The organism is Rothia uropygialis (assembly GCF_004137765.1).
GTDB lineage: Bacteria > Actinomycetota > Actinomycetes > Actinomycetales > Micrococcaceae > Rothia.
On the sequence record NZ_NOIS01000002.1, the window covers coordinates 666426 to 679211 of the forward strand.

A 12786-nucleotide genomic window follows, 5' to 3' on the forward strand; every position below is an offset into this window, starting at 1 on the left:
AAGTACCCTTCGGGCTGACCGCCCGGCCCTAGTTTTCATCCATCAATCGCCGACCCGCCGGCTGAACACCGGCGATTCAGAACAATAAGGCACGACGAAGTGCCGGAAAGTGAGCGGTAATGACCGGATCATTACTCGCCGACGGATCCACCGGGATTCTCGGTATCGCACCCCAGCTCATGGATAATGGCGTTCCTACGACACTCGGAATGTTCACGTCCGAGTTCATAGGAACGCTGATCCTCGTGCTCCTCGGTTGCGGCGTCGTCGCCGGCCAGGTCCTTCCGCGAACCAAGAACAACGCAGGCGGCTGGCTCATGGTTGCTTTCGGATGGGGACTCGGTGTCTACGCCGGCGTCTACGCCGCATATGCAACGGGCGGGCATCTTAACCCCGTGGTGACATTATCCTTCTGGGCAGCCCACAAAGACTTGGCAGATGGTATCCCGGCGACCGCGGGCAACGTGTTCGTCTACATCGTCGCTCAGCTCCTGGGTGCGATCATCGGCGCGATCATCGTCTATCTGACTCACAAGAAGCACTTCGACTTGGAATCCCCCGCGGCCAACAAGCTCGGGGTTTTCTCGACCGGTCCTGAGATCCGTTCCTATGGCTGGAACTTCCTGACGGAGGTCGTCGCGACCTTCGTGCTGATCGCCTTCATTCTTTTCTCCGAAAAAACTCCGAGCGAGATGGGTCCTCTTCCGGTCGCGCTCGTGGTTTTGGCCATCGGCATCTCCCTCGGCGGCCCGACAGGTTACGCCATCAACCCTGCTCGTGACCTCGGTCCCCGCATCGCCCACGCTATTCTGCCCATCCGAGGCAAAGGCTCCTCCGATTGGGCATATTCTTGGGTACCCGTGCTGGGTCCGATCGTCGGCGGCCTCGTTGCTGCCCTCGTTGTCCCCCTCCTCGTGGCTCTCTAGAAGATTGGGCCGCAAAGAGGCGGCCCCTCAGGAAAGGCAAGCGAAATGACCGACCAGAAAGACGGAAACAGGAACGAAGCTCTGTTCTCCAAAACTATGAATACTGACAAAAAATACATTCTCGCCATCGACCAGGGCACCACGAGTTCCCGGGCCATCGTCTTCGACAAAAAGGGCCAGATCATCACGGTCGGCCAGTATGAACACGAGCAGATTTTCCCCAGAGCCGGTTGGGTCGAACACGATCCGCTGGAGATCTGGCGCAACGTCCGCAGATCCGTTGCGGATTGCTTCTCCGACGTCGAGATCAACCACCACGATGTGGCTGCGGTAGGCATCACCAACCAGCGCGAGACCGCCGTGGTCTGGGACAAGAACACCGGAGAACCGGTCTACAACGCGATTGTCTGGCAGGACACCCGCACCCAGAAGATCTGTGACGAATTGGCCGGGGACGAAGGCTACGACAAGTACCACGACCGCGTGGGCCTCTCGCTGAACACTTATTTCGCCGGCCCCAAGGTCAAGTGGATCCTGGACAACGTCGACGGTGCACGCGAGCGCGCCGAGAAGGGCGATCTGCTGTTCGGCACAACCGACTCGTGGGTTCTGTGGAACCTCACCGGCGGCACAGAAGGCGGCGTTCACATCACGGACGTGACCAACGCGTCGCGCACGATGCTCATGAATATCCGGACCCTCGAGTGGGAAGAAGACATCGCCAAGGACTTCGGCATTCCGATGTCGATGCTTCCGGAGATCAAGTCCTCGGCTGAGGTCTATGGTCGGGGTCGGGCGCGTGGCTTCCTGCGTGGTACTCCCATCGCTGGCATCCTCGGCGACCAGCAGGCGGCAACCTTCGGGCAGGCTTGCTTCAAGGAAGGCCAGTCCAAGAACACCTACGGCACCGGTAACTTCATGTTGATGAACACCGGCAAGGAGCCCGTTTTTTCGGAGAACGGTCTCCTGACCACGGTCGCGTACAAGATCGGCGACGAGAAGCCCGTGTACGCGCTCGAGGGTTCCATCGCCGTTTCGGGGTCGTTGATCCAGTGGTTGCGTGACAACCTCGAGCTCATCGACAACGCCGCGGATTCTGAGGCGCTCGCGACGTCGGTCGAGGACTCGGGCGGGACGTACTTCGTCCCGGCCTTCTCCGGATTGTTTGCCCCGTATTGGCGCCCGGATGCCCGAGGCGTTCTGGTCGGCATGACCCGCTACGTCAAGAAAGCACACATTGTGCGTGCGGCACTCGAGGCGACCGCGTTCCAGACTCGCGAGGTCATTGACGCGATGAACGCCGATTCCGGTGTGGACCTGACGGAGCTGCGCGTAGATGGTGGCATGACCGCCAACCAGTTCCTGATGCAGTTCCAGGCCGATCTGTTGCGGGTTCCCGTGATCCGGCCGAAGGTGGTTGAGACCACCGCCTTGGGTGCTGCGTATGCCGCCGGCATTGCCGTCGGGTTCTGGGACGGCGAGGAAGACGTCGTCGAGAACTGGCAGGAGGACAAGCGCTGGACTCCCGAGATGGACAATGAAGAGGTCGAGCGTCAGTACCGGCTTTGGAAGAAGGCCGTTACCCGTTCCTTCGATTGGGTCGACGAGGACACGTCCACCGAGTAATCGTTCTCCGACGAAAGCCCCGGGCCACCGGTCCCTCACTCTGGTGAGGTGAGCGGAGCCCGGGGTTTTTGCGTCCCCGGGTATCGTGTCTCGGCACGGCCCGGTGACACGTCAGCAAGATCCTCGGAAACGGTCTCACTCGGCAGACAATGGCAGAATCTTCTCGGTACGAGGCGGGAACAGATTTCGGCCCCGACAGGTTGTACGGCTCAGGCACATGGCCGGGATGTCGTTGTGGGTCCACGGGACGGGCAGGTCGCTGGGTCCGGCATCGGGATATTCAACCGAAAGGAGATCGCAGTGACTGAGGACGAGACGGGGCTCTTCTCCGACGACGCCTTCGAGCGGCAGCCTCGGGAAATCGTTGCAGGTGTCGTCCACATTCCTGGTTGGTTGAGTGCGTACCAGCAGCGGTGGATCGCCGGTCAATGGGAACAGTGGGGACGCGGACCGATCCCTCCGCATTCGCCTCTGGTCAATGGCCACCCTATGTCAGTCAGGCTGACGACTTTGGGATGGCATTGGGAAGCCGGGCGCTTGACCCGGCGGGCCAGAGAATTCGGCGACGCCGCTCCCCTTCCGATGCCGGATTGGCTGATCCGCCTCGGTCGCATGGCCGTCGAGGACGCTTTCTCACCATTGACCGCACAGAGCTGGCCGGGTCTGGGGCAGCAGGAACTCAAGGCGTGGGCAGATTCCTATGAGCCCGACGTCGCCCTCATCAATTATTACGAGCCCAGCGCCAAAATGGGCATGCATCAGGACAAGGACGAGCGTTCTTCCGAGCCCGTTGTCAGCGTGAGTGTTGGGGATACTGCACTTTTTCGCGTGGGCAATCCACAGACCAAGAGCAAGCCATACCAGGACGTCCGATTGGCCTCCGGGGACCTGGTAGTTTTCGGTGGACCAAGCCGTTTCATGTTCCACGGCGTGCCCAAGATCCTGCCGAACACGGCGCCGAAGGGATGCCCCGTGGAGAGAGGCCGGTTCAACATGACTTTGAGAATGACTGGATGGGACGACCGATGACTCAGATTCACCCCTCGCCGGAAGGCACCGCTTCCGAAGCGGTCCTTCAGGAAGCCCTCCCGCGCACGGAATGGGCCAACGGCAGCGCCATGATGCGCCACTACTACGATCACGAGTGGGGCTTGCCCGTGGTCTCCGAGGCGGGCCTCTACGAGAGAGTGTGCCTGGAGGGTTTCCAAGCCGGTCTGTCTTGGGCCACTATCCTCGCGCGCCGAGACGCTTTCAGGAGGGCATTCGCGGCCTTCGATCCGGAAGCCGTCGCCGACTTCTCGGACGACGACGTCGAGCGACTCGTCGAGGATGCCAGCATCATCCGCAGCCGACCAAAGATTCTCGCGGCCATCGGCAACGCGCGGGCAACTCTGAAGCTCCGGGCCGCGACGAACACGGATCCGTTGACCCGCGGTTTCGTTCTGCCGTTGTGGGGCGGAGGAGAACTGGAGATCGTCGATGGCTTGCCGGCCCTGATTTGGTCCCACGCACCCGAGGTCACCCCTGTGCCCGAGAGCATCGCGGAGGTTCCTACGCAGTCGACCGAGTCACGGGCCTTATCCAAGCGCCTCAAGGAACGAGGCTTCCGCTTCGTCGGTCCGACAACTGCCTATGCCCTCATGGAAGCGGTGGGAATGGTGGATACTCATTGGGTTGGGAGTCACAAACGCGGTGCTTCCCGGGTGTATTCACCCGAGGGGCGCCGCCGAGAGTTCGTGCGCCTCACCTGAGGCAGTTCGCGTGCCCCTCGCCGGGTCGGGCGCGAGGTCACTGCGTGACGGGCCGTGTGTTCCACGATCGGAGCAGGAACAGGACAGCGATGCCGGCAGTCGCGGCGAAGATCGAGAACACCGTCTGGGCGCCGAAGAAACCGGGCAAGAGACCGCCGAGAATTGCCCCGATGGAACCGCACCCGTTGATGAAGCCGGTGGCTCCGGCCGCGTGCTTGCTGGTTCCGAAGTCCACGGCGGCCACCCCGGAGACCATCGCGTCGGCGCTGTATGCTGTGAGTCCGACGACGCCAAGAAGAATCGCGACGAGGACCACCGAGCCCGTACTCGCCGCCGGGCGCCATGCGAGGAGGGCAACCACCAGAAGGACCAGCGAGATCACCGTCGGCGGTATGCGCCGGGCACCAAAGAAGGTATCGGATACCCAGCCGGCCACAATCGGGGCGACGAACCCCGCCATGCCGAAGGCGACAGGAACCATCACCGCGGTGATGCCGTCCAGCTCAGGGATCGCGTCGATCACCAGAACAGGGCCCCACAGGAGTACGGCGTATCGGGTGGGTTTGAGCATGAAGTAGACGAGTCCCAGACGGAGAACCATGCGTTCGTGACGCACCGAGGCCCAAAGATCGCTGACCCGGATTCTGGGAGCCGTCTTTGTGGAACGCACCGAGGGTGATTTGACCCCTGTCCGTCTGCGCGCGCCCTGCTCGTACGGCTCATCCCAGCAGGGACCCTCCTCGTCGATCTCGGGGAGACCCACATCCCGGGGGCTGTTGCGCTGCACCAGGAGAAAAGCCGCTAAGGCCACCGCCATGACCACTGCGCCGACGAGAAACGCCCAACGCCAGGAGTCGAACACCGAGTAGGCGACCCACCCCATGACCGGTACTGCTACGAGACCTCCGAATGCGTAGCTGCTCGCAAACAAACCCATGGTCCGTCCCCGGACCCTGGTGTCAAAGAAGGACGCGATGTTCTTGCTGAACGCGGCCCAGCCGGTGGACTGAGCCAGGCCCTGGGTGATCATCAGCGGGAGAAACAACCAGACCGCTGGCACGAGGCCCATGAAGGCCGAGGCTCCGCCCGCGAGGACCATCCCTCCGGCAATGACCGCGAGCACCATAGCGTTCCGCCACAGCACCCCAGAGGAACTGGCCGACGGCGTATGCGGCCAGGTACACGGAGTCGAGCATGCCCAGCGTCTCTCTCGAAAGGCCGCCTTGGTCCCGGATACCGACCTTGGCCGCGGAGAACGCGTTTCTCGGGAAATAGTATGCCGCGTAGCCGACCCAGGACATGAGGAAGATACGCAGTTGCCATGTCCTGAGGACCTGCGCCTTGGTCTGGCGCGAGGATCCCGACCTCGTCCCGGAAGGCGTCGCCGCCTGGTTTCCGACAGTGACGCTCTTGCGGGGAGATTGTCCTCGCGCGGCCTCTTCTTCATGCGGGTGCGTGGAGGGAATGTGAGTCATAACAGTGTTCCTTTGCACCGTGAGTCTCGCGGATGGATATATTGTCGAAACTATTACTGCGGCAATACGGCGGGCCGGGGCCGCTCACGGAGGGGCGCCCCCCTGGTCCTCACGAACCTGGTTTCTTACATTTCGCGCTCGGACTTACTTGCTTGTCACGGTCAGCCGGGTGATGTCTGCCCGGAAGAGATCGCGGGATACCTCGACGCGCCTGCCCCGCTGGTCATACGCCGTACGTCGGATGTCATACAGAGCAGCACCGGGAACGACGTTCAGCAGAAGGGCAGCCGCGGGGGATGCGGATCCGACGGCGATGGACTCTTCGGCGTGGTCGATTACGACGTCATACTGCTTGCGCATGAGCGCATAGATTGACCCCAACTGATGATCAAGGATTCCAGGGAAAAGGTCTGCCGGGAGCATCATCTCCTCGAGGGACAACGGTGTCCCGCCCGCGGACCTTAGACGACGGATGACGACGATCTGCCCTCCCAGGGTCTGCAGCCCGGCCCGCTCCTCGAAGCTCGCCGGTCGCTCCTCCGTGAACAGGACCGTGGTCCCGGGCTCATGACCCTGCTCGACGAGAATCGTGGGAACGCCGACGGGACGGTCGAGACACCGTGTGACCACCAGTGGCGGTTCTGGAACCGGCTCCAGATAGCCCACGATGTCCGTTTCACGGATGAAGGAACCGCCACCACGCCCGGTCCTTCGCACTATGCGGCCCTCCTGGGCCAGGACTCCCAGTTCCCTTCGCAGCGTCCCACGGGAGACGCCCAGTTGTTGGGCCAGGTTGCGTTCAGACGGAAGTTTCCGTTCACCAGCAAGCCGCAAGCGCTCAATGATGAACAGCAGGTCGTGGCGCAGGTCCTGCATATACGTCCTCCATATGGTCAGCCTCGTTGAACCAATAGGCTCACCGAGTGCACGCACTCTGACAGTGCTTCACATCACATACAGGAGAATGTATTCCGAGAACATGAGCGTGTCCATAACATTTTGACACTTTTCAAACCTTTATAAGGTCCAAAAGAATGCACCAAAAAGAGAAATTCTTGCTGTTAGTATCTCACCTACATCTCGTACCCCAGAAGGAGGCTCCATGACCGAATCGCCCACTATCCGCCCCTCCGTTGCGGCGCTCGTACGGCGCTCGAATGCCATCCTGCTCGATTACAACGGCACACTTTCCGACGACGAGGAGCTGCTTGCCGAACTGATCAGCGAGGTTTCCGCAACCGAACTGGGTATCCGTCTCAGCAGGGAACGCTATTTCTTGGAATTTGCGGGATGCACCGAGGAATATATGTTTGAGGTGCTCGGCAAGGAAACCGGAAGATTGAAGAAGACGCCTCACGAGCTGCTGCAGATCTTCAACGGTCTCTATCTTGAGCGCACGCGTCGACACAGCACCATCGCCCCGGCTACTCGCGATTTCGTCAAAGGCGCCCGGCGTCAGGGCAAACGCCTTGTGGTCGTGACAGCCGCGAGCCGCGACGTCGTCGTTCCGGTCCTCGAACAGGCCGATCTGCTCAGGGAATTGGACGGGGTCGTCGCGCTCGAGGATGTTGAGGCACCCAAGCCGCACCCCGAGGCTTATCTCACCGCTCTCGAACGGCTGCGCCTGGCCCCGTCACAGGCAGTCGCATTCGAGGATTCGCGGACCGGCATCACCGCCGCGCGAGACGCGGGAATAACGACGGTCGCCGTCATCGGCAGCCTTGAAGAGAAGGCACTGCGCGAATTGACGGAGTACACGACGCACGCACTCGCGCCGGAGCTTCTGGGGTGATCGAACGAGAGCCGGGGGCCAACCTATAGCCCCCGGCTCTCGCGCATTGATTCCCGGCCAAGAATCCGCCTACTGCGATTCTTGGAGGCCGATCTCCGGCCAGCCACCCGGTTCACCGCAGAATATGCCTCCAGGGGCCGGCCGCCGAGCCGTACTTAGTCGGTACCCCGCGTGATGGCCTCGGCCTCGGCCTCCGCACTCTCATGCGGGCGGGAGACCTGTGCCAAGCGGTGGCCGCCGAATACCAGCACGATGATGGACACGACGAGGGTCGCCACGGCCATCCAGTACGGGGCACCTGCACCGACCGCGTCGGCCACCGGCCCCGCGATGGCCGGGGCGATCGCGCCACCGATAAAACGAACACCCGAGTAGGTCGACGATGCGATCGAACGCGGAAGGCTCGTAGCCTCCATGACGGTTTCAGTCAGGGCAGTGTTCATAACACCTTGGAAGAGGCCCGCAATCACAATGAAGACGATCAGTCCGACGACGGATTCATGCCAGATGGCCGCGCACGCCATCGTGATCGCCAAAAGGCCAAGCATGGTGTACAGAACCGGACGAAGCCCGAAGCGACGAGTCAGCATGGGCGCCAAGAACACCGATGCGATCGCAAGGGCGAGGCCCCAGCCGAAGAAGACGAAGCCCAGCTCGTGAGCGCCGAATTCGGTACCGTTCTTGGCCGCGGCGGCTTCCAATGGGTACGGGCTGTACGCGAGAAGGACGAAGAAGGCGAAATTGTAGAAGAGAGCGGTGAACGCCAGAACTCGGAGGGCCGGGTCCTTGAGGGCCTTGAAGCCCGCGGTGAACGCGTGCTTCTCAACCGGCTGAGCAGAGTCCTTCTTCGGGTTGCGGAGCAGGGAGACGATGGCGATGAAACCGACGGCCATGAGCGCGGCGGTACCGAAGAAGGGCCCGCGCCAAGAAATGGAACCAAGCAGCCCGCCGACCAGCGGTCCGACGGCCATGCCGATCCCCAACGCGGCCTCGTAGAGCATCACGGCCTGGCCGCTGCCGCCGGCCGCTGCACCGACGATCGCGGAGAGTGCCGTCGAGATGAAGAGGGCGTTGCCGAGTCCCCAACCGGCTCGGAATCCGATGATTTCCCCAACGCTGCCCGATGCACCAGCGAACGCGGCGAAGGCGATGATCAGGACCAGCCCGACGAGCAAAGTCGTCTTGATGCCGATTCGGCTGGATACCCAACCGGTGAAGAACATCGCGATGCCCGTGATGAAGAGATAGCTCGTGAAGAGCAACATCGTCTGACCGGCCGTAGCGTTGAGTTCGCTACTGATGGCCGGAAGAATCGGGTCGACTAGTCCGATGCCCATGAAAGAAACCATGCACGCGAACGCGATGGCCCAAACCGCGATGGGCTGACGCAGAATCGACTGTTTTTTCTGAGGTGAAGAATCAGGAGAGCTTTGTCTGCTCTCCACCACGGGATGAGTTCCGGTGGGTGTACTTGTACTCATGCGGTGCTATTGCCTCCAATAGGTGCGGCGTCGTCTAACCGAACCACACATTGCTTCACTATATATCTGGGTAAAAACGTGGGCGCCAGGCACAAACGGGATAAAACGTCGTTTATCTGGCGCCAGACCGAGCGGGTCGGATGGGGTAGACACATCCTCCGGCGCTCATACGGGCGTCTACAAGTCGTCGAGATCCTTGTTGATGGACCCCAGGATCTCCGAAGCCCGCCACAAAGTTTTCCGCTCTTCGCTGGACAGCCGCGCAACCGCGGGCTGAATTCGCTGTGTCGCCTTCTTGCGGAAGTCGTTGAGCTCCTTCTTCCCCGATGGGGTGATTTCGATGAGCTGAGCACGACCGTCGTACGGATCCGCCTGACGCCTCACGAGCCCCTCGATTTCCAGACGCTTGAGCACGCCGGTCATCGTGGGTTGCGTGATGTGTTCCGCCGAGGCAAGATCGCCGATTCTCATGGGACCCACCAAGCTGAGGTTGGAAAGAGTCCGGAGAACGATCGTCGATCGCTCCCTGCCACTGTGACGGGATGCGGCACGAACAAATCGGCTGGCCACCACGATCAATTCCGTGGCGCGCCGAGATTCGGCAGAGGAGAGAACCCCTTGTCCGGAAGAGCAGTTTTTCAGGTGCGAGTCTGACATGGCCCTAGTGTACCTCAAATTATATAGCTTTGCTATTTATATCCGTGGCGACCCTTCGTTTTTGGCGAGATGCGGCGCAATGACGGTCTTCCAGATGGCAGCGCTTGCCACTCTGAACGGCCCCATGTGACCAATCGAGTCAACCCCGAGGTCTCGGGGCGAGTACCGAAAATGCAGTCTTCGGGCCCCCGAGTAAAACGAGAGCAGCATGCGCAACGCCGACTTGGACATCACCACATCATCCGTGAAGGAGATTGCCGTGATAGGCGACTCGACGGCCGCGTACTCCGGTGCCAGCCAAGGACGTTCCCCCAGGATATAACGCGGATAAGCCACCCATCGCCTCCATTGACTCATGACTCCGGAGGGAAGATTGCCAAAGAACCTCAGTTTTCGGCCCGGATAATAGCCGCAGATTTTTTGAGCCACCGGGCCGACAAGGAAGAACATTGCCATGCCCGGCACAGCGGTCTGCCACGGCGATTTCCAACCCGACCCGACGCCACTGGCCACAAAAATACCTTTTGTTACGCCCCGGTCACCCGCCAGCCCCAGAAGCTGCCCACCCAGGCTGTGCCCGATCCACGTTACGGGCAGGGCGGGGCCCTGCTCCCCGATCCAATCGATGACGGTGCGAGCGTCGTCGGCCCAGTCCAGGATGTTCACATCCGAATCCTTGAGGCTGCCGGCCAACGATTCACCGAATCCTGAGTAGTCGAAGGAGACCGCGACAATTCCTTGCTCGGCCAGCCAGCGCGCAAACGCGTTGTAGTGCCTCGCCCGCGTTGCGATCGCGGGAACAATCAGGGCCGCTCCCTGGGCCGTTTCCCAGTTGCCCCAGGACGTCACCGAAATGGGCAACCCCCGAACGCTTCGAAGCTCAACAGACTGAGGCTCGATCTTCCGATCGGACTTGTTTGCCGTTTCCGGAAACATCGTGGGATCTCCCGCCCTGCCGACACCTGTCCGACAATTAGTCTTGTCATGGCGAGTTTCAGCTCACCATCACGTTTACGGTACCGCGCGTACCGGATACTTACCACTGCGGGGTCCGTCCGGGCGTCGCAGGAGAATTGGGGATGTCCATGTTCTTGCCGTTCCACCAGGTCGACGTTTTTGCGCCCGGACCGCTGCCGGGGAACCCACTCGCCGTCGTTCACGACGCCGACGCCCTTACCGACCGGCAGATGCAAGCCTTCGCGAATTGGACCAATCTGTCCGAGACCACTTTTCTCCTGGCGCCTACCTCCGGCGAGGCCGATTACCGTCTCCGCATATTCACGCCGACCCGTGAGCTTCCTTTCGCGGGCCACCCGACCTTGGGCTCGGCTCACGCTTGGCTCGAGGCCGGAGGACGCCCGGCCAACCAGGAGACCATCACCCAGGAATCCGCTTCGGGGCTGGTCACGCTCCGGCGCTCTGCCGACAGGATCTCATTCGCCGCCCCGCCCCTGATACGTGACGAACAAGCAGATGAAAAGACCCTTTGTTCCATCACCGAGCTTCTCGGCACGAACCCGTCACGGGTTGAGGCCGCCCGATGGATCGACAACGGCCCTGGTTGGGTCGGCCTCGTGCTCACGTCCGCTGATGACGTGCTCGCCCTGAAGCCCCGAATGACCGAGATTGCCACGAGTGGCTTCAAGATCGGTGTCGCCGGATTCTTCAACCGCCCAGGTTCCCCCGCGGACCTGGAAGTCCGCGCTTTCGGGTCGGGCAATGGAAGCAGCGAAGATCCCGTGACGGGGAGCCTCAACGCAGGCATTGCACAATGGCTGATTCGAGAAGGCCGAGCACCTCGGAGCTACGTCGCCCGTCAAGGAACCGTATTGGGTCGCGGTGGCATGATCCACGTTGAGAAGAAGGGCGAGGACGTGTGGATCGGCGGAGCGACCCGAACCATCATCTCCGGCACGATGAGACCGCTGGGCTGAAGCCTCGACGAATCTGGTCAGCTCATACTGCATACACAAAAGACCCTGGCCCGCCGACACGGCGGAGCCAGGGTCTTTGACGATGAGGACATTACTCCTCGATACGAACGACCATCTTGCCCTTGTTGGCGCCTTCCATCATGGAGATGAAAGCGTCGGTGGCGTTGTCCAGGCCGTCGACGACGGTCTCGTCGTACTGGATTCTCCCGTCCTGAAGCCAGTTGCTCATCTTCTCCTGGAACTCACCCGCATACTCCATGTAGTCGCCCACGATGAAGCCCTTGAAAGCCAGCGACTGCTTGACAAAATTAGCCATATTGTCCGGCCCCGGGGTCGCTTCCGTCGCGTTGTACTGGCTGATGGCCCCGCACAGCGCTGCGCGGCCGTATCGGTTGAGGACGTCGATCGCCGCCTCCAAGTGGTCGCCGCCCACATTGTCGAAATATACGTCGATTCCCTCCGGAGCCGCTTTCGGAAGCTGTTCGCGAATCGGAGCGGCCTTGTAGTTGAGGGCGACGTCGTAGCCGTACTTCTTCTCCAACAATTCGGTTTTCTCGTCGCTTCCGGCAGAACCGATGACCTTCGAAGCGCCCAGCAACTGCGCAATCTGCCCCACGGCAGAACCCACAGCACCTGCGGCACCCGAGACGAAGACGACGTCCCCTTTCTTGAACTTCGCGACCTGGGTCAGACCCACGTAGGCCGTCAGACCCGTCAATCCCAACATGCCCAGGTACAAAGACGCAGGCACACCGGGGGTCTCTGAAACCCGGTTGAACTGATCGGCGGGCGCCTGGGCGACGTCGCGCCAGCCGAGCTGGTGAAGAACCAAGGATCCTTCGGGCAGATCATCACTGCGGGACTCGATGACCTTTCCCACGGCGCCACCCGTCATGGTCTCCCCTACTTCGAAGGGCGCGACGTAGCTCTTACCTGCCGACATGCGACCCCGCATGTAAGGATCCACCGACATGAACTGGTTCTTGACTCGCACCTCACCGTCGGAGAGGTCCGGAAGGTCGACCGTTACGGTGGAGAAGTTCTCCTCCGTGGGCCACCCCTCGGGCCGCGACGCGAGCTGAATTTGCTTGCTGACTTGAGTAGTCATGTTTGCTTTTCCTCTCCACGGGATTCGGAACCGACT

The 12786-nt window shown here is 61.4% G+C and carries 13 protein-coding genes; 6 read left to right on the plus strand and 7 right to left on the minus strand.

Features of this window, described 5'->3' with window-relative positions:
* Positions 1-179: 179 nt before the first annotated feature.
* The 4 genes from EWV35_RS06515 (at position 180) to EWV35_RS06530 (ending at position 4303) form a co-directional block, all read left to right on the plus strand.
* Positions 180-926 (plus strand): MIP/aquaporin family protein, encoded by a 747-nt coding sequence (locus EWV35_RS06515; RefSeq protein WP_129659673.1) that lies wholly within the window; start codon positions 180-182, stop codon positions 924-926.
* Between the two features lie 96 nt (positions 927-1022).
* Positions 1023-2552 (plus strand): glycerol kinase GlpK, encoded by a 1530-nt coding sequence (gene glpK / locus EWV35_RS06520; RefSeq protein ID WP_129659675.1) that lies wholly within the window; start codon positions 1023-1025, stop codon positions 2550-2552.
* Between the two features lie 300 nt (positions 2553-2852).
* Complete coding sequence (locus EWV35_RS06525; protein ID WP_193554083.1) at positions 2853-3581, plus strand: alpha-ketoglutarate-dependent dioxygenase AlkB; 729 nt, start codon at positions 2853-2855, stop codon at positions 3579-3581.
* Entirely contained in the window at positions 3578-4303 is a 726-nt protein-coding gene (locus EWV35_RS06530; RefSeq protein ID WP_129659310.1) for a DNA-3-methyladenine glycosylase I, read from the plus strand. Before EWV35_RS06525 ends, EWV35_RS06530 begins: the two co-directional genes overlap by 4 nt.
* Before the next feature lie 37 nt (positions 4304-4340).
* Here the strand turns inward: EWV35_RS06530 and EWV35_RS06535 are convergent, their stop codons facing one another.
* From EWV35_RS06535 to EWV35_RS06540, 3 genes are all read right to left on the minus strand, one after another.
* On the minus strand, positions 4341-5372 hold the full coding sequence (locus tag EWV35_RS06535) for an MFS transporter (RefSeq protein WP_238654202.1): 1032 nt from the start codon (positions 5370-5372) through the stop codon (positions 4341-4343).
* Positions 5263-5778 (minus strand): hypothetical protein, encoded by a 516-nt coding sequence (locus tag EWV35_RS13440; protein WP_238654204.1) that lies wholly within the window; start codon positions 5776-5778, stop codon positions 5263-5265. The genes EWV35_RS06535 and EWV35_RS13440 overlap by 110 nt, the downstream gene beginning before the upstream one ends.
* Before the next feature lie 144 nt (positions 5779-5922).
* Positions 5923-6654, minus strand: coding sequence for a GntR family transcriptional regulator (locus EWV35_RS06540; RefSeq protein ID WP_129659313.1), 732 nt, complete (start codon positions 6652-6654; stop codon positions 5923-5925).
* 226 nt (positions 6655-6880) lie between these two features.
* On the opposite strand from EWV35_RS06540, the gene EWV35_RS06545 reads away from it, so the two are divergent.
* The gene (locus EWV35_RS06545; RefSeq protein WP_129659316.1) at positions 6881-7570 is read left to right on the plus strand and encodes an HAD family hydrolase; all 690 of its coding nucleotides are present in this window, start codon (positions 6881-6883) and stop codon (positions 7568-7570) included.
* 155 nt (positions 7571-7725) lie between these two features.
* Here EWV35_RS06545 and EWV35_RS06550 read toward each other — a convergent pair whose 3' ends face one another.
* The 3 genes from EWV35_RS06550 to EWV35_RS06560 all read right to left on the minus strand — a co-directional run bounded on the left by EWV35_RS06550 (position 7726) and on the right by EWV35_RS06560 (position 10569).
* Positions 7726-9051, minus strand: coding sequence for an MFS transporter (locus tag EWV35_RS06550; RefSeq protein ID WP_129659318.1), 1326 nt, complete (start codon positions 9049-9051; stop codon positions 7726-7728).
* A gap of 177 nt (positions 9052-9228) precedes the next feature.
* Complete coding sequence (locus EWV35_RS06555; protein ID WP_129659320.1) at positions 9229-9708, minus strand: MarR family winged helix-turn-helix transcriptional regulator; 480 nt, start codon at positions 9706-9708, stop codon at positions 9229-9231.
* Between the two features lie 36 nt (positions 9709-9744).
* Positions 9745-10569 carry an alpha/beta hydrolase family protein gene (locus EWV35_RS06560; RefSeq protein ID WP_238654206.1) on the minus strand — a complete coding sequence of 275 codons (825 nt, stop codon included), beginning with the start codon at positions 10567-10569 and terminating at the stop codon, positions 9745-9747.
* A 218-nt stretch (positions 10570-10787) separates the two neighbouring features.
* Between EWV35_RS06560 and EWV35_RS06565 the strand changes: the two genes are divergently transcribed.
* Positions 10788-11642, plus strand: a complete 855-nt coding sequence (locus EWV35_RS06565) for a PhzF family phenazine biosynthesis protein (protein ID WP_129659334.1) — start codon at positions 10788-10790, stop codon at positions 11640-11642.
* A 91-nt stretch (positions 11643-11733) separates the two neighbouring features.
* Here the strand turns inward: EWV35_RS06565 and EWV35_RS06570 are convergent, their stop codons facing one another.
* Positions 11734-12750 carry an NADP-dependent oxidoreductase gene (locus EWV35_RS06570; RefSeq protein WP_129659337.1) on the minus strand — a complete coding sequence of 339 codons (1017 nt, stop codon included), beginning with the start codon at positions 12748-12750 and terminating at the stop codon, positions 11734-11736.
* Between the last annotated feature and the right edge of the window lie 36 nt (positions 12751-12786).